Below are 18,049 nucleotides of genomic sequence, written 5' to 3' on the forward strand. Positions count from 1 at the left end.
GAGGGAACGTGATTAGGCGATAGGCTTTGCGCGACGGATGGCTGGGAACATCACCGTGATGGCGAGGATAACGCCCACGACCGCAATTGACCCGCCCGCGAAGCCGATCCAGGCGATACCGGGGCCCGAAACCACGGCTCCGCCGATCGCGGTACCTGTGCCAATACCCAGATTAAACAGGCCCGAGAAGATCGACATGGCGACGGCCGACGAGTCCGCCGGCGTGTACTTGATGAGCTCGGCCTGAAACGCCACGTTAAAGGCTGTGGCGCAGCAGCCCCACAGCGCGCAGACGGCAAGCACTGCCACGAGCGACGATGTGGCCGGACCCATGAGCAGCAGGGCCGCCGGCACGCCGGAGAGCGTAATAGCCAAGAACGGGAACCGGTGCCCATCGAACAGGCGGCCGAACAGCCAGCTGCCCACCAGACCAGAGCAGCCAAACGCCGTCAGCGTCATGGTGATGGCGCCCGCGTCGACGTGCGCGACCTGCGCCAGAAAGGGCTCGATATAGCTGTAGCTTGCGTAATAGCCGGTCGCCATAAAGACCGTGACTGCGTAGAGCGCGATCAGGAACGGGTTCTTGAGCAGCTCGGGCAGTTGTTTGACGGTAAAGCGCTCGCTCGCCGGCATGGCCGGGAACACCGCGGCCTGGTACACCACCGCGGCGGCGGAGAAGGCCCCGACCACGGCGAATGTCATGCGCCAGCCCACAGCCAGCCCGATGGCGCGGCCGATCGGCAGGCCAAAGATCTGCGCGATGGACGAGCCCGTGGCGATCATGCTGATGGCGAGCGCCCCGTGGCGGGTGTCGACCAGGCGCGAGGCCATAATCGAGGCGACTGACCAGAACACGGCATGCGCGCAGGCGACCACCAGGCGTGCGCAAACCAGGATAGGATATGTCGGTGCCACAGCGGACAGGAACTGACCCAGAGAAAACACGGCGAGCACGCCGAGCAGCATACGCTTGAACTCAAAGCGCGAGGCAAACACCATAAGCGGCAGTGACAGCAGCATGACGCCCCAGGCGTAGACCGAGATCATGATGCCTGCCTGGGCCTCGGTGAGCGAGAACGATGCGGCGATATCAGTCAGAAGGCCGATGGGCATAAACTCCGACGTATTGAACACGAACGCGCAACAGGCGAGCCCGATAAGCGGGAGCCACTGCCTGAGTGCGATACCACCTTGCTTTGTTTGAGCCATATAGGAAAACCTCTCCGATTATCTTGAGCGGTGGGCGATTATAGCAATGAGAAGTCTATAAAATGAGCAACAAAAGAATTCTTGGAAAACGATCGTTAACAGACGGCGCGCCAATTCTGCTTAGAAAGCAAGGTACGCAGGAACTCAATGTCGAAAACGCGGCTTTATCTTCGGGCTATCGCGCCTGCTCGGATACGCACAAGGACACCCCCATGAGCACGTCAATTTCGAGCCAACTCGCAACCGCACAATGAACTAGCAAAAGCAGCATATAAGCAAACGCCCCATAATAAAGTCCCTCATGCACAAGCGCCGTCACTGAAAGTGCCGACGGCAGCGCCGCACTCGAAACTACCCATCCAACAAGAACCTGGATAGCGCAACTTGCAACCAGGTTCCATGCCACCAGCAGCGCTGCGGGACGCGCGATTTCTCTCCAGGAGGAACGAAGCACCGTGACCGAACGCATGATGTAGCGTGGTGCAAACCGAATGCCTCGTAGTCCCCTCTGCTCCACGCCCGCATCTTCAATTAACACGAATACGAACGACGCGGAAAGAAGCGTCACGATTACTGCCACCACAAGAGAGCACAACACCCCGAGCTGACTGCTCGCAAGCGAGGCAAAGACTACAATTGCCGATAAAATCAAATGAACCAAATAAATTAGCAGCGCCCCAGAAATCTGGAGGGGAACCGTCGAGGCCAAGAGATAAACCGGAGGGGTTCGAGCAGGTTGCACCGTCTCTTTGGACCGGTCGACGGCAAATAATGAAAAAGCCACATTCGATAGAAGCAGGTTTAAAAAGGCCGCGACCACAGTGCAAATAAGCGTAATGGACGGATTGATATAGGCGAGCTCAGTTGCAACGTTTGATACACCAATTTGAAGCGCGCTCATAACAAACAAGGGGATATATAACGCCATCGTGCAGCCACTCCGGCATTCCTTCGCCCGATCGCCCGATTCCAGAAAGACATTGAAGTTCTCTCGCAAGTTCACTCTATACCCGTTTTCTTACTAGGCAGGGCGAACGGGCGCCAATATAAACGCCGGTCCGCCCATCCATAATTTCTAGTTTTAACGTCCAGACTAGTCTGTCCAGCCGTCGATGAAGTCGCGGTTAAGCTCAAAGTACTGCGCGGCGATATCTTTCGCCAAGGAGTACGAATTAACGAGCGGGTGCATCGCGAGGCTCTCGACAATGTCGCGCTTCGATCGGTTAACGATGCCACGCGCCACGGTGCGCTCGTAGTACTTGACGCGACGAATCAATTCGAGGTTTCCCGCGGGCACAGAATCGGCTTCGACGCGATGCGGTACACAGCCATCGGTGGAGATATCGCACGTTGACTCAATGACGTCTGTATCGAGAAGGCCAGGGATGGCGCCATTGTTGGGGGTGCACAGGATCATCTGCTGTGTCTTGCCAGAGCGAGCAATATCCATGAAACGGAGCGCGACACCTGCGTATCCGCCAGCATCTTTGCCGTACACGTCAAACGTCCACGGCTTGTCGCGGTGAATACCCGTCTCGGCCGCCATGTAGTTGTTTTCACGCATTCCGTACCACTTCTCAAAGCACGCGAGGCCCTTTTCGAAGTCGTTCTCAATATCGATAGATGCAAGCTCGCTCGTCATTTCTCGATTAATTTCTTCGATTAGTTCGCCGCGTGTCTGGGGCGAAGAGAGAACGTTGGCAACGGCGCGCTCGCGATAGTAGAAATAGTATAGGTACTCATTTGGCACGCATCCGCGATTTAGAACGAGGTCCTTCTCGAAGAACCTAAGATCTGTATGAGCATATGCCCCGTCGTCGTGGATCAAGTCGGGCATGATGTCCTCGCCGTCAACCGTCACATTGCGGAAGAACGAGAGGTGGTTGAGTCCATAGCACTCGCCCTGAACCGATGCGGGATCAACGCCTTTATACTCGGCAAACTGATGCAACATGCCCGAGGGGGCATCGCAAATGCCATAAGTAAAATCATAGCCCATATCGCGTAGGGCCTGAGATACGACGCCAGCGGGATTAGTAAAGTTAAACACCTTGACGCCCGGCTTTGCGTACTTCTTGATTAACTCGCAATACGAAGCAAGCGCAGGGACGGAGCGCATGGCAAAAGACACGCCGGCTGCGCCAGTCGTCTCTTGGCCAAGAACCCCATGCGAAAGAGCAATGCGCTCATCGCGAACGCGCATATGGTCCCCACCGACGCGAATCGTCGTGATCACATAATCGGCGTCCTTAACAGCCTCGACTGCATCGCCCGTCAGTGAAAAATTAAGCGTGGGGCAAAGCATGCTCGAGACATGGGCGGCAAGGCCACCGTAGATGCGCAGCTTCTCGGGATCATTGTCCATAAACACAAGTTCGTCGATCCCAAGCGATGACGCCTGCTGGGCTATGCTCTTTGCCAAAAACATGGAGCGGACGCCACCGCCACCTATGACCGTAAGTTTCATATCGAAACCCCCAATAGCACATTCAATATTGCATGGTTCGCCTGTGTTTGGATATTGTATCCAGCATGGAGGGTCGCTTCCCGCCCCGACTGCAAGGCGGGAAAGGAATTCCCCAAGGAGTTATTATTTACGCAACGGAAGCGGCCACACACGTCCGGCGGGAAGGGAGCACCGATGGTTGATAAAAAGCAGATTTCCAAGCTCTACTCAGCCGCAAAGCTATCCGAAACCGAGCAAAGCGTACTCGAATACCTGCTCAACAATATCGACACCCTCGATGATATTGGCATAAAACCCGTCGCCATGGCATGCTTTACCAGCATGACGACAGTCATCAGGCTTTCTAAAAAGCTCGGCTACCGTGGCTACCGCGAAATGATGTACGATCTCAAGCACCTTCAGCATGTCTCCCGCGAAATGAATCAATCACTCAAAGACAGTAGCGTCCACTTCGTATGCCACACCGGAGATGTAGACGTATTCATCGCCGCACTGCATCGCAACAGAATGATCGGAGTAAACGGAGAGGGCTTCTCACGCATCGTTGCGCAGTACATGGCGACCAAGCTCGTTGGACTTGGCTTTTTGGCCGTCATACAGGACTTCCTAGAAACCGATCAGTTTGTCGAATCCAACCGAAATACGCTCAGCTGCATGATGCTCATATCCAAATCGGGCCAGACAGAAGCCATCCTGGAAACCGCAAGGGCATGCCACGACGCGGGCATTACGACTCTCGCGTTTACCGGCAACGAAGACAGTGAACTCGCCAAGACGGCAGACGCGATCTTTACGATACATGACGATCACCCAATGGATCTTAAGAACGTTAAGCCTAACTGCTTTACCGGAAGTTGTATTCTCGCATTCGAAGAACTATTGAGTATCTGCCTTGACAATCTAAAACAAGAAGGCTTGGCCCCCTAAATCATGCGATAGGAAGCCAAGCCCTGGAATTGCGCTATGCAATTGAAAGCCACTTGCGCGTTTTACTCGTCACCGAGAACTTCGTGCACCTCAGAAGCGACTTCGCCGACACGAGGACCGTAAATGACCTGGATTGCCTTGTCGCTCAGGCGGATAACGCCCATAGCTTCAAGATTCTTGGTGAACACCTCGTCGTCTGCAACCTTAGAACCATCCTTGACAATCACGCGAAGACGTGAGATGCAGTTGTCAAGATCATCAATGTTGTCGGCTCCACCAAGCGCTTCGACAATGCCGACAGCAAGCGCGCTGTCCTTGGTCGCACGGTCCTGGACCGCCTTCTCGGGAGTGCTACCAGACTCGCCCTTTGCCTCAGCGGCCTTTGCCTCGAACTCAGCTCTGCTGTTGATCAACTCAATATCGTCACCATCGTCTCGACCGGGCGTCTTGATATCGAACTTAGTAATAAAGAACCGGAAGAGGAAGAAAGCTGCCAGGAAAAAGGCGGGGAGCAGAATAAGGTACGGAAGCAGATTAAGCTTCTCGGGGCGGAATAAGAATGGGATAAGGTCCTTGATATTTCCCTGGTACACCGAAACGCCCATTGCCTCCGAGAGAACTTCACCCAGTCCGGAAAGCGGAGCGTAAACGCCAAAGTAGAGCCAGGGGGCGGCAAACAGGAACGTAAAGAGAATAGGCTCCGTGACGCCAAAGAAAACAGTCGAAATCACTGTGGGGATTAAAAGACCAGCAACCTTCTTGCGGTTCTGGGGCTTGGCACAAGACCACATAGCAAGGGCGATGCCCGGGAACAACGCGTAATCGTTAATGCCATAGCCGGCCATGAAGGCCCTAACCAAGAGCTTGTCACTGCTGGGAGAAGCGAGCTGTGCAAGCTGAATGGCGCTATTGCCCACCACGCGCGTTCCATCGACGACCATGGAGCCGCCAAGCTCAGTCCAATACATGGGCGTCTCGAGCAGCGGATGCAAGCCAAACGGCACAAGGCTCTCGAGCACCCAGCGATAGACAAACGTACCGACCAGACCGGAGCCTTTCACGAACGTCGCAATACCCGAGAAGCATCCACCGATGACGGGCCAGACGAAGTACATGATGCCGCCCAGGACGCCACCGGCGACCAGCGATACAATGGGGACCGTTCGACTGCCCGCAAAAAACGCCAGCGCCGTTGGGAGCTTGGTCTTGTAAAAACGGCCGGTGATCCAGGCGACCAGGCAGCCCACGATAATGCCGCCAAAGACACCAGAGCTGTAGCCAAAAAAGCCGAGCGAGGTAGTGTAGAGTGCGGACTGCTCACTCGCCTGAATGGACGTAAGGCCGACCTTCTGAAGAGCTTCCACCGTTGTATTGTCGGCAGCCAAGCCAGCTGCTCCAAGCAGAATCTCAACCGTCTTGAGCATGGTGAGATAGCAGACAAGGGCAGAAAAGGCAGCCCAGCCCTTCTCTTTGCGAGACAAGGAGAAGGCACAGCCGACGGCAAACAAAACACCGAGGTTTCCAATGATAACCTCGCCGAGACCCTTAAATACCGAGAAGAACGTAAAGAGCGGCGAAGCGGCATACCAGTCCCAATTAACGCCAAGGGACACAAGGGTCAGTTCGGTCGTAAAAACGCTGCCGATACCCAAAAAGAGACCGGAAATGGCAATGAGCGTAATCGGAACGAGCATTGCCTTTCCGAACGATTGGAATTTTTCTTTCATCAATTCCCCTCTCAATGATCCTCTATAAACGACTATTGCACCCCACGTCCCCACACAGGCGAAACGGAAGACATGTTCGGCAATAGAAACAAGGTGATTGTAGAAAGGGGCGCACAAAATGCGCATCGACATCGCGTAATACGGTTAAATCGACCGACGATTGCAAGTATTTACGAATCCGTAAACGGCAGCAAATAGACAGCGAACGGCAATCTGAAGCGTAGGACAGTCCCCGCAGGCCGACAATTGCCGTTATTTTGGCTCATTTTATTGAATTGTTGCTCGCCCAAAAGCGCAGAGCATCAACGTGCCCTTAAGCCAACCCCAGCAATATGCCCGCCGAATGCACGACAAACGCCACGATCCAGGCAACGGCGACCTGAAACGCGAATACGGCCACGGCATAGCGCGCGCCCAACTCGCTCTTGACGGCGCCGATTGCCGCCACACAAGGCGGGTACAGCAACGTAAAGACCAAGAACACGTAGGCGGTAAACGGCGAAAACATGGTCGACAGCGCCGCGGGCGACGTTGCGCCCAAAAGCACCGTGAGCGTCGAGATGACGCTCTCCTTGGCAATGAGCCCCGTGACGAGCGCCGTCGAGGCGCGCCAGTCGCCAAAGCCGAGCGGGGCCAACACCGGCGCGATGATGCTACCCAGACCGGCAAGCAGGCTTTGCGACTGGTCGGCGACCACGTTAAAGCGGATATCGAACGTCTGCAGGAACCAGATGACCACCGTAGCGGCAAAGATAATGGTAAAGGCCTTGGTGATGAAGTCCTTGGCCTTATCCCATGCCAGCATCACCGTCGTCTTGACGCTCGGCAGGCGGTAATTGGGGAGCTCCATGATAAACGGCACCGGGTCGCCCTTAAATGCCGTGCGGTTGAGCACCAAAGCCGCGACGCAGCCGACCACGATACCGATCAGATAGAGCGAGACCATGGCGGGAACCGTCGCCTGCGGGAAAAACGCCCCGCACAGCAAGCCGTAAACCGGCAGCTTGGCTGAGCAGCTCATAAACGGCGTGAGCATGACCGTCATCTTGCGGTCGTGCTCGGATGGGAGCGTACGGGTCGACATGATAGCCGGCACGGTGCAGCCAAAACCGACGAGCATGGGCACGAAACTGCGGCCCGACAGGCCAAAGCGACGCAACACCTTATCCATGACAAAGGCCACGCGCGCCATGTATCCGGAGTCTTCCAGAATGGAGAGGAACAAAAAGAGCACGACGATAATCGGCAGGAAGGTCAGCACACTGCCCACGCCCGTTAGCACGCCGTCGACAGCCAGCGAGCGCACCACGTCGTTGGTACCGAACGCCTTGAGGCCCGCATCGGCCGAGGCGATGATGGCAGCGATACCGTCCTCCATAAGTCCCTGCAACGCCGCGCCGATCACGCCAAACGTCAGCCAAAAGACGAGGCCCATGATCACCAGAAACGCCGGAATGGCTGTGTAACGACCTGTCAGGATGCGGTCAATCTTGACGGAGCGCACGTGCTCGCGGCTCTCGTGCGGCTTGACGACGCAACGCCCGCACACGTCGCCGATAAAGCTAAAACGCATATCGGCCAGCGCAGATAGGCGGTCGGTGCCGGCCTCGTCCTCCATCTGGGTGATGATGTGCTCGATAGCGTCGAGCTCATTGCGATCCAGGTGAAGCGCCTCGGTTACCAGCTCATCGCCCTCGACCAGCTTGGTCGCCGCAAAGCGCACCGGGATGTGCGCCGTCACGGCATGGTCCTCGATCAGGTTAGCAATACCGTGGATGCAGCGATGCAGCGCACCGCCGTCCGGACCGTCGGGCGCGCAAAAGTCCAGGCGACCAGGGCGCTCGCGGAACCGCGCCACGTGCAGGGCGTGGTCCACCAGCTCGCCGATGCCCTCGTTGCGGGCAGCGCTAATGGGGACAACGGGCACGCCCAACAGGCTCTCGAGCAAGTTGACGTCCACGGCGCCGCCGTTGGCGGTCACCTCGTCCATCATGTTGAGCGCGATGACCATAGGACGGTCAAGCTCCATGAGCTGCAGTGTCAGGTACAGGTTGCGCTCGATGTTGGTGGCGTCAATGATGTCGATGATGGCGTCCGGACGCTCGTCGAGGATGAACTGACGGCTCACGACCTCCTCGCCTGTGTACGGCGACAGGGAGTAAATGCCGGGCAGGTCGGTAACGCTCGCCTCGGGATGGTTACGGATGGTGCCATCTTTGCGGTCGACCGTCACGCCGGGAAAGTTACCGACGTGCTGGTTGGAGCCCGTCAGCTGGTTGAATAACGTGGTCTTGCCGCAGTTTTGGTTGCCGGCGAGGGCAAAGTGCAGCGGCGCGCCCTCTGGCACGGCCGTCTTTGCCGCACGGGGCGAATACGTCCCCTCGCCCAGGGCCGGATGCTCCGTCGTGCCGATTGCGGCGTTAGCGCGCGGACCCGTATCGGTGTCGTGAATACCCACGAGCTCGATGCGAGCGGCATCGTCCTTACGCAGTGTCAACTCGTAGCCACGCAGGCGAATCTCGAGCGGGTCGCCCATGGGGGCATACTTCATCATGGTGACTTCGGTGCCCGGCGTTAGACCCATGTCCAAAATATGCTGTCGGAGTGCCTGATCGTCCGATGCCACCGATGCGACAACGGCGTCCTTTCCAATCTCGAGTGTATCGAGCTTCACGTCCGTGTTCCTCCCCCGGCGCCCGCAGGGCGTTGTATTTATGTTCACCATGGCTAACCGTTTGCCATGGCTAACCAATTTTAAACTTACATGATAGCGTGAACACACAATGACGTTCAATCGACAGATCGGTGCAAGGGGAATTCTGGGCCATTGCTTCCCAGACGGGCCTGTTGCGGAAACCGAATCCCACTCCGGAACACCTAAACGGGACGGGCTTTCCGGTTGAGGCATCTAGCGGAAACTGCAGCCCGGAATCGGCGCTCAGACTGGGATGCGATTTCCCGATCGAGCCCCTCGGGGAAACTGCGACCCGGAATCTGCGCCCAAAACGGGTCACGATTTCCCAAACGGGACGTGGTTTCCCGCGGGAGCAGAAACAGCCGCCCGCTCCCTCGACAAAATGATCCATTTTCCTCCGTCTCCAACAGATCAAAACGAAGTTGCGGTGGAATAGTTCCTGTTTAAAGCCCCGTGACTTTAATTGGAACTATTTCACCGCAAGTTATGAGGGACGGGATGGGGCTGGCCCTCTTACTCTTACAGATGGCGCTCCAGGAAGCGGAAGGCTAGGCGAATCCAGGGACGGACCGCCACCTGCTTGTCCTCGTTGTCGACCGCGGTGTTGGCGTTGCCGAGCGAAAGGCCGTGACCACCTTGGTCAAAGACGTGCATCTCGCAAGGGACGCCCTCCTCTGCCATGCGTTGGGCAAACGGGTAGACCTGCGCGATCGGCGCCGTCTTGTCGTCGGACACGCCCCACACAAAGGTCGGTGGCATCTGACGCGAAACATGCGTAGTGGGGCAGATGTCGGCCAGATGCTCGTCAGTTGCCTCGCCGCCCGTCACCATCGACAGGTAGTCGTTGAGCAAATCGCGCCCCGTCTTGCCGCCCGTCTTGGGCACACGCAAGTCAATGCGCGGATCGCGCGTCTGCATGTCGCGCACATAGGCAAAGTCGAGCAATGGATAGCCCAGCACCACGGCATCGGGACGAATGTCGTCCGGACGCGCCCCGGCAAGTGCCGCAAAGGGGCCGGTCTTCCACTGTGTTGCCAGCGAGGCGCAAATCATGCCGCCAGCAGAAAAGCCCACGACGCACACGCGCTTAGGATCGACATGCCACTCGTCGGCGTTGGCGCGCACCGTGGCGACCATCTTGGCAAGATCTGCCTGGGGGTGCGGAAAGCTCACGTCACCCGTAGAACTCGTGACATAGTTGAGCACAAAGACCTGGTAACCGTGATCCAAAAACGCAAACGCCACAGGATCCTGCTCATGCGGAGCGATATGCGTAAACGCACCTCCGCCACAGATAATCACCGCGGGGCGGCGGCCATTCGGTTTATCGGGCAACGGCTCGGCACCCAAATACGTAAACGTCGCCGGATAATCCTCGGTCGGCTCCTCGCCCCACAGCGCATGGTTCTCGACAATCATATGTGCTCCCTTCGCGCAAATTATGCGCCCTTGTTTTTCGCCTTCAAGCGTACCCCACTTGAACCCGTGGCGCAGAAACACTCCAGCAATAAGTTTCCCTTCAACTGATATATCACATAATCCCAGTTCAGAGGTATCGTTGAGCAGCGTAGAATAGGGGCGTTGACCAAGCCGCGAAACACATGTGAAACGTTTCCGGCAAACCAAACGCGCGATATGCGCCTATTTAAGTTGGAGGCAACTATGGGTCTGCTCGATTCGCTTAAGTCCACCTTCACCTCGACCGGCGAGGCGTCCGTTCCGCCCGCAGCAAGCTTCGCTACCCGCGAAGGCGTCATCTATGCCCCCGTCAACGGCGTGCTCGTCAACCTGAACGAGGTTCCCGACGAGACGATCGCCTCGGGCATGCTTGGCCAGGGCTATGGCATCGAGCCCATTACCGGCACCATCTATGCGCCCGCCAACGGCCGCATCGGTGCCACCACTGTCACCAACCACTCCATCGGCATGATCACCGAGGACGGCCTGCGCGTGTTCATCCATGTTGGCCTGGGCACCGTGGAAATGAACGGCAAGGGTTTTGCCCGCTTTGTCGAGATGGGCGATGTGGTCAAGGCAGGCCAGCCGCTCATCAGCTTCGACCGCGAGGCCATTAAGGCCGCTGGTCACGAGGACATCGTGACCGTCATCGTCTCCGAGCTCGATCGTCTTAAAAGCATCGACCATGTCGGCGAGTCTGGAACGCTTATCGGCGGCAACCCGCTCGTCAAGCTTGGCGACCCGCTGCTGGTTGCCAAGACCAAGTAGCCAGGCCCCACGCCACACAGCCAAAAGGCACCTCGTCAAGCGCCCGCGACCATTTGGCCGCGGGCGCTTTTCGTTTGAAAAACCATCCCGCCAATGCTTTATCTGTATAGCTCAAATGAGCCGAGCTGCTAGAATATCGAACTGTATGGATAACTATCATTCAACCGTTATGGGAGGATACGTGAACCGCACCAAAATCGCGCAGCTCTATGCCGATGCCGAGTCGCTCGGCGGCCAGACCGTCACCGTCGCCGGCTGGGTCAAGTCCGTCCGCGACATGAAGAACTTTGGCTTTGTTACGCTCAACGACGGCAGCTGCTTCCGCGACCTGCAGGTCGTCATGAACCGCGAGGCACTCGACAACTACGACGAGATCGCCCATCAAAACGTCTCGGCCGCACTCATTTGCACCGGCACCGTCAAGCTGACCCCCGATGCGCCCCAGCCTTTCGAGCTTTCTGCCACCTCCATCGAGGTCGAGGGCACGAGCGCCCCGGATTACCCGCTGCAGAAGAAGCGCGCAACCGTCGAGTTCCTGCGCACCCAGCAGCACCTGCGCCCGCGCACCAACCTGTTCCGCGCCGTGTTCCGCATCCGCTCTGTCGCGGCTGCCGCCATCCACCGCTTCTTCCAGGAGCAGGGCTTTGTCTACGTCAACACCCCCATCATCACCACGAGTGACTGCGAGGGCGCCGGCGAGATGTTCCGCGTGACCACGCTCGACCCCAAAAATCCGCCCCTCACCGAGTCCGGCGAGGTCGACTGGAGCCAGGACTTCTTTGGCAAGCATGCAAGCCTCACCGTGTCCGGCCAGCTCAATGCCGAGAACTTTGCCATGGCCTTTGGCGACGTGTACACGTTTGGCCCCACCTTCCGCGCCGAGAACTCCAACACCACGCGCCACGCCGCCGAGTTTTGGATGATCGAGCCCGAGATGGCCTTTGCCGATCTTAACGACTACATGGATAACGCCGAGGCCATGCTCAAGTATGTCCTCAAGGACGTCATGGCAACCTGCCCCGACGAGCTCAATATGCTCAACAAGTTTGTGGACAAGGGTCTGCTCGAGCGCCTGGACCATGTCGCCAACTCCGACTTCGCCCGCGTCACCTATACCGAGGCCGTCGAAATCCTGGAGCAGGCAGTCGCTGCTGGCCACCAGTTTGATTACCCCGTCAGCTGGGGCATCGACCTGCAGACCGAGCACGAGCGCTTCCTGACCGAAGAGCACTTTAAGCGACCGACTTTTGTGACCGACTACCCGGCCGAGATCAAGGCGTTCTACATGCGCATGAACGAGGACGGCAAGACCGTCGCCGCCGCCGACTGCCTGGTGCCCGGTATCGGCGAGATTATCGGCGGCTCCCAGCGCGAGGAGCGCCTGGATCTGCTCGAGGCCCGCATCAAGGACCTGGGCATGAATCCCGAGCAGTACAAGTACTACCTTGACCTGCGCCGCTACGGTTCCTGCAAGCACGCCGGCTACGGTCTGGGCTTCGAGCGCTTGGTCATGTATCTGACCGGCGTGGGCAACATCCGCGACGTCCTGCCGCACCCGCGCACCGTGGGCAACGCCGACTTCTAATCGTCGGACGCTAGCTCGCGTCGCCACACGCCAACGCTCATCGCACAAGCGCCTCTCGACATCGGTCGAGAGGCGCTTTTTTCAACAGCATCCGTCAAGCTTTTGGCAAGGTTTTGGTCAGTTGAGCAGGGCTGTTGAAAACTCGACCCGCCGTTTGCCGACGACTACCGACCGCCCAGAGCGCCCTGCGCCCCTGAGAAAGCCCCGCGTCCTAGGCTCCATACCGTCGCCACCCAAAACGGAAAGGACGTGGGCACCATGACCGAAGCCGCTGTTGAAACCTACGACACCACGACGAGAGGCGCCGCCTCGATGGCAGCCTATCGCGCCGTTCGCATCCTGCAACTATTAAGCGAAAACACCGGCGAGGACAAGGCCATGCTTTCCGATGAGTTGATCCGGCGCCTCGCCCATCCCGACGACCCCGCCCGCATGCCCATCTCGGCGGCGCGGCGCAGCATCTACACCGCCATCTCCGCGCTTCGCCATGCCGGATACGAAATTGAGTACAAACGCGGCGTGGGGTATCGGCTCTTGACCCGTCCACTCACCGACGAGGAGATCATCCGGCTTCACGGCATGGTCATGCGCAACCGCTCCACGCCTATCGCCATCCGCAAGAGCATGGCGCAGCACTTAGTTGCCATGGCGAGTGCCGACGTTCGCGGCTATCTCGATACACCCGAACCTGCTCCAAGCGCAGGCAGCAAGGCTACCAAGGCAACACGCACGCCCATCAAGCGCATCGACACGTGCGAGCTCGTCGAGCAGGCCATCGACCACGGAACCACGGTGAGTTTTGATATTTCGAGCGTCACGACGCGTGGCGAAACCGAAGCAGCACGGATGACACTCCGTCCCTTTGCCATCAGGCAGCGCGATGGCATCTCGTATCTGCTGGGAACGGTCTACGACGCCCGAGGCGCCGATGACACGTTGCGTACCGTAGAGATTGGCCGAATGAGAAACGTCACCACACGTCTCCTCGACGGCAAGAAGCTCTTCGCCGCCCTAGACGAGGACGACGCCTCCTCCGCCGCATAAGACCCTCCGCCGCCCATTCGACTACCCGTACCGCCCATCCGATTCTGTATTAAAAAACCCGCCAGGCTGTTGTAAAAATGGACATCAGCGCTACTATAGTTCCACTTGCACTTTGTCCCAGTGCAGTGTTTCCAGCCATTTTTATACTGGGGGTAATGATATGAAGGACATCACCATCAGCCGCAGGAGCCTTCTGGTCTCCGCCGGCCTGCTCGCGCTCGCCCCGCTCGCCGGATGCGGCGGCAACTCTGGCTCCGGCTCTGCTGCCGCCGGTTCCGACTACACCATCGGCGTTCTGCAGCTCACCGAGCACTCCGCACTCGATGCCGCCAACGACGGCTTTGTCAAGGCCATCAAGGAGAGCGGCCTTAAGGTCAAGATCGACCAGAAGAACGCCCAGAACGACCAGTCCACGTGTAAGTCCATTGCCGACAAGTTTGTGGGCGACAACGTCAACCTGATTTATGCCATCGCCACGCCCGCCGCGCAGGCTGCCGCCGGCGCCACGGCCGATATCCCCATCGTGGGCTGCGCCATCACCGACTACGCCGCCTCCGGCCTGGTCCAGGACAACGACAAGCCCGGCACCAACGTCACGGGCGCTTCCGACCTCACCCCGGTCGCCGAGCAGCTCGAGATGATGCAGAAGGTCCTGCCCGACGTTAAAAAGGTCGGCCTGCTCTACTGCACCGCCGAGTCCAACTCCGACGTCCAGATCAAGGCCGCCAAGAAGGAGCTCGACAAGCTGGGCCTCGAGTACACTGACTTCACCGTCTCGAGCTCCAACGAGATTCAGTCCGTCGTCGAGTCTGCCGTGGGCAAGGTCGACGCGCTGTACTCCCCCACCGACAACACCATCGCCGCGGGTGCCTCGCAGGTCGGCCAGATCTGCAAGGAAAACAAGCTTCCCTTCGTGACTGGCGAGGAGGGTATGTGCATGGCCGGCGGCCTGTTTACCCTCTCCATCAACTATGAGGACCTGGGCTACGCCGCGGGCGAGATGGCCGTTAAGATCCTGAAGGGCGAGGCCAAGCCCGAGGATATGCCGATCAAGCACCTCTCGAGCAAGGACCTGGTCGTCGTCAAGAACGACGAAATGGCCGAGGCCCTGGGCATCGACCTTTCCGCCCTGGACGCGTAATGCCATACGCGGCATGCGTCTAGAGCCCGTGCTCGCGCTTTAGCCGCGTTATTCAATATCTGAGCCACAGGGGCGGGCGCTGTAGACCGGCGTCCGCCCTGCTTGTTTCAGGTAAAACAAAACGTCTGTCCGTAACTCTTCTATGCATTGTTACCGCTATTATGGAAAATCACGTGTCCACCCTATTCTAGGAGGTATGAAGCATGCTCATTGCATTGCAGGGCGCCGTTTCGCAGGGCGTCCTCTGGGGCATTATGGTGCTTGGCGTGTTTATCACGTTCCGCCTGCTCGACATTCCCGATATGACCTGCGACGGCAGCTTTGCCCTCGGCGGCTGCGTCTGCGCTGTGCTCATCGTCAATAACAACGTCGACCCGCTGCTCGCCGTGCTGGCCGGCATGTGCGCCGGCGCCATCGCGGGCGCCGTCACGGGCATTTTGACCACCGTCTTTGAGATTCCTGCGATCCTCGCCGGAATCCTCACCCAGATCAGCCTGTGGTCCATCAACCTGCGCATCATGGGCAAGTCCAATACGCCCATTCTTGCCAAGGGCACCGTGTTCTCGGCCGTCAGCAATATGACCGGTCTGCCGCAGTCCACCGTTGCCATCATCTTGGGCATCCTGCTCGCCGTGGCTATCGTTGCCATCCTGTATTGGTTCTTTGGCACCGAGATCGGCTCGGCGCTGCGAGCCACCGGCAACAACGAGTACATGATCCGCGCTCTGGGCGTCAACACCAACTCCACCAAGATGATCGCCCTCGTGCTCTCCAACGCCCTCATCGGCCTTTCGGGCGCACTCATCTGCCAGAGCCAGAAGTATGCCGACATTGGCATGGGCACCGGCGCCATCGTTATCGGTCTTGCCGCCATTGTTATCGGCGAGGTGCTCGGCCGTCTGCTGCCCGGCGGCCTCACGCAGTTTAGCGTCCGTCTTGCCTCCGCCGTCTTTGGCTCCGTGGTGTACTTCCTTATCCGCGCCATCGTGCTGCAGTTGGGCATGGACGCCAACGACATGAAGCTGCTCTCCGCCGTGATCGTCGCCGTGGCCCTGTGCGTGCCCGTGGTTTGGGAGCGCTATAAGCTCCGCAGCTCCTACACGAAGGGGGATGAGGCAGATGCTTAAGCTCTCGCACGTCAAAAAGACCTTTAACAAGGGCACCGTCACCGAGAAGCGCGCGCTCACCGGCGTCGACCTCACCCTGAATGACAGCGACTTTGTAACCGTGATTGGCGGCAACGGCGCCGGCAAGTCCACGCTGCTCAACATGATCGCCGGCGTATATCCGCTCGATTCGGGCGTTATCGAGCTCGACGGCAACGATATCTCGCGTCTGAGCGAGTCGCAGCGTGCCAAGTACCTGGGCCGCGTGTTCCAGGACCCCATGCGCGGCACCGCAGCCGACATGCAGATTGCCGAGAACCTGGCCCTCGCCAAGCGTCGCGGCCAGCGTCGCGGCCTTTCGTGGGGCGTCACCAAGGCCGAGAAAGATGAGTACGTTGAGCTGCTCAAGCGCCTGGACCTTGGTCTGGACACGCGTCTCAACGCCAAGGTCGGCCTGCTCTCGGGCGGACAGCGCCAGGCACTCACCCTGTTGATGGCCACGCTCACCAGGCCGCGCCTGCTGCTGCTCGACGAGCACACCGCGGCCCTCGACCCCAAGACGGCCTCTAAGGTGCTCAACCTGACCGAGGAGATCGTCGACGAGAACCACCTGACCACGCTCATGGTCACGCACAACATGAACGACGCCATCCGTCTGGGCAACCGTCTGATCATGATGCACGAAGGCCACGTGATCTACGACGTGGCGGGCGATGAGAAGAAGTCGCTCACCGTAGCCGACCTGCTGCAGAAATTCGAGGAGGTCTCGGGCGGCGAGCTCGCCAACGACCGCATGCTGCTAAGCTAAACCTACCAAAAAGGGACAGGTTTATTTTGGCAGGTTTTATCTGCGCAAACGTCAAAACCGCCGCTAAGGGACAGGCGCCCTTGCGGCGGTTTTCGCATATTATGTCGATAATCCAGCGTCAGCAGGAACTACTGGTTAAGGACTAAGGAAACTGCCACGAGAAGCTCTCTTCCCCGTCTCGCCTTGACCGCCGCACTCCTTGCCGGCGTGCTCGCCGGCGCCCCAGCTTACGCCACCGCGGCCACCCCATCTCAAGTTATCGGCCCGTCCGATGTGATCGGACGGGCTTCTTGGTGGGTATCATGGTTGGACGATCATTAGGAGGTTTCCCTACATGGAATTGTTTGAGCCAATTCTTCATTTCTTTGCACAACGATGGGTCCACAACATCATCTGGGCCGTCATCTTGGCGATAGGCACCGCCGTCGCCGCCAAGGTCGTATCCAAGACCCTGAACCATCTGCTTAACCGAGACGATAACCCGCTTCCGGCATCAAGTATCTTCATCAACATCGCGCGCGCCGTCATCTGGATGATTGGCGGCAGCTTTATCCTCGACAACTGCTTTGGCATTAACGCAAACGCGCTCGTCGCCGCTCTTGGCGTCGGCGGCATCGCCATCTCGCTCGGCTTTCAGGACACGCTGTCAAACCTTATCGGCGGCATGCAAGTGACCTTTATGGGCATCATCAAACCCGGCGACAATATCGAGGTCGGCGGCGTATCCGGCGTGGTCCAAGACATCACTTGGCGTCATACAACGATTGAGGATGCCTGTGGACAGACCATCATTGTGCCCAACTCCAACATCTCCAAGAACACGCTCGTGCATTTGATGCCCTTTGGACGCGTGGCCGTGCCCGTTGCCGTAAAGGACACGTCTAAGTGGGCTTCCCTTGACGTGCTGGCAGACGAGCTCACGAGCGCAACCAAAACGGCCGTCTCGCCCATCTCGGGCTTTGACAAAGAGCCCTACGTGCTCTTTAGCGAAATCGGCGACTTTGGCATCAAAGGAAAGATCATCTTTATCGTCAGCGACGACAGCACCACTTTCACCGCTGCCGACGCCTGCATCCGCGCCATCGCCCCCATCATCGCCTAAACCACCGCAAAG

At 58.4% G+C, this 18,049-nt stretch carries 14 protein-coding genes; 8 read left to right on the forward strand and 6 right to left on the reverse strand.

The annotated features are described in order from the left end of the window. Positions 1-12 precede the first annotated feature (12 nt). From AB5202_RS01100 to AB5202_RS01110, 3 genes are all read right to left on the reverse strand, one after another. Positions 13-1,209 carry an MFS transporter gene (locus AB5202_RS01100; RefSeq protein ID WP_195503399.1) on the reverse strand — a complete coding sequence of 399 codons (1,197 nt, stop codon included), beginning with the start codon at positions 1,207-1,209 and terminating at the stop codon, positions 13-15. Positions 1,210-1,384: 175 nt separating this feature from the next. After that, entirely contained in the window at positions 1,385-2,212 is an 828-nt protein-coding gene (locus tag AB5202_RS01105) for a hypothetical protein (RefSeq protein ID WP_368147463.1), read from the reverse strand. A gap of 90 nt (positions 2,213-2,302) precedes the next feature. Then, on the reverse strand, positions 2,303-3,676 hold the full coding sequence (locus AB5202_RS01110) for a family 4 glycosyl hydrolase (RefSeq protein WP_195503401.1): 1,374 nt from the start codon (positions 3,674-3,676) through the stop codon (positions 2,303-2,305). 174 nt (positions 3,677-3,850) lie between these two features. Between AB5202_RS01110 and AB5202_RS01115 the strand changes: the two genes are divergently transcribed. Continuing rightward, positions 3,851-4,603 carry a MurR/RpiR family transcriptional regulator gene (locus AB5202_RS01115; protein WP_158550125.1) on the forward strand — a complete coding sequence of 251 codons (753 nt, stop codon included), beginning with the start codon at positions 3,851-3,853 and terminating at the stop codon, positions 4,601-4,603. A 62-nt stretch (positions 4,604-4,665) separates the two neighbouring features. Here AB5202_RS01115 and AB5202_RS01120 read toward each other — a convergent pair whose 3' ends face one another. The 3 genes from AB5202_RS01120 to AB5202_RS01130 form a co-directional block, all read right to left on the reverse strand. Beyond that, the gene (locus tag AB5202_RS01120; RefSeq protein WP_368144067.1) at positions 4,666-6,330 is read right to left on the reverse strand and encodes a PTS transporter subunit EIIC; all 1,665 of its coding nucleotides are present in this window, start codon (positions 6,328-6,330) and stop codon (positions 4,666-4,668) included. A 313-nt stretch (positions 6,331-6,643) separates the two neighbouring features. After that, complete coding sequence (gene feoB, locus AB5202_RS01125; RefSeq protein ID WP_195503403.1) at positions 6,644-9,055, reverse strand: ferrous iron transport protein B; 2,412 nt, start codon at positions 9,053-9,055, stop codon at positions 6,644-6,646. Between the two features lie 489 nt (positions 9,056-9,544). Next, on the reverse strand, positions 9,545-10,444 hold the full coding sequence (locus tag AB5202_RS01130; RefSeq protein ID WP_368144065.1) for an alpha/beta hydrolase: 900 nt from the start codon (positions 10,442-10,444) through the stop codon (positions 9,545-9,547). A gap of 243 nt (positions 10,445-10,687) precedes the next feature. On the opposite strand from AB5202_RS01130, the gene AB5202_RS01135 reads away from it, so the two are divergent. The 7 genes from AB5202_RS01135 to AB5202_RS01165 all read left to right on the forward strand — a co-directional run bounded on the left by AB5202_RS01135 (position 10,688) and on the right by AB5202_RS01165 (position 18,037). Then, entirely contained in the window at positions 10,688-11,251 is a 564-nt protein-coding gene (locus AB5202_RS01135; RefSeq protein WP_040359007.1) for a PTS sugar transporter subunit IIA, read from the forward strand. Positions 11,252-11,432: 181 nt separating this feature from the next. Further along, on the forward strand, positions 11,433-12,836 hold the full coding sequence (gene asnS / locus AB5202_RS01140; RefSeq protein ID WP_022093883.1) for an asparagine--tRNA ligase: 1,404 nt from the start codon (positions 11,433-11,435) through the stop codon (positions 12,834-12,836). 258 nt (positions 12,837-13,094) lie between these two features. Next, the gene (locus AB5202_RS01145) at positions 13,095-13,880 is read left to right on the forward strand and encodes a hypothetical protein (RefSeq protein WP_022093884.1); all 786 of its coding nucleotides are present in this window, start codon (positions 13,095-13,097) and stop codon (positions 13,878-13,880) included. A gap of 160 nt (positions 13,881-14,040) precedes the next feature. After that, a complete protein-coding gene (locus tag AB5202_RS01150) occupies positions 14,041-15,021 on the forward strand; it encodes an ABC transporter substrate-binding protein (RefSeq protein WP_022093885.1) in 981 nt (326 codons plus the stop codon). 203 nt (positions 15,022-15,224) lie between these two features. Further along, the gene (locus tag AB5202_RS01155) at positions 15,225-16,148 is read left to right on the forward strand and encodes an ABC transporter permease (protein WP_006234992.1); all 924 of its coding nucleotides are present in this window, start codon (positions 15,225-15,227) and stop codon (positions 16,146-16,148) included. Continuing rightward, positions 16,141-16,935 (forward strand): ABC transporter ATP-binding protein, encoded by a 795-nt coding sequence (locus tag AB5202_RS01160; RefSeq protein ID WP_368144063.1) that lies wholly within the window; start codon positions 16,141-16,143, stop codon positions 16,933-16,935. Before AB5202_RS01155 ends, AB5202_RS01160 begins: the two co-directional genes overlap by 8 nt. A 334-nt stretch (positions 16,936-17,269) precedes the next feature. Continuing rightward, positions 17,270-18,037 carry a mechanosensitive ion channel family protein gene (locus AB5202_RS01165; protein WP_368144061.1) on the forward strand — a complete coding sequence of 256 codons (768 nt, stop codon included), beginning with the start codon at positions 17,270-17,272 and terminating at the stop codon, positions 18,035-18,037. Positions 18,038-18,049: the final 12 nt, after the last annotated feature.

This window comes from Collinsella aerofaciens (assembly GCF_040915545.1).
GTDB classification, from domain to species: Bacteria; Actinomycetota; Coriobacteriia; order Coriobacteriales; family Coriobacteriaceae; genus Collinsella; species Collinsella aerofaciens_BE.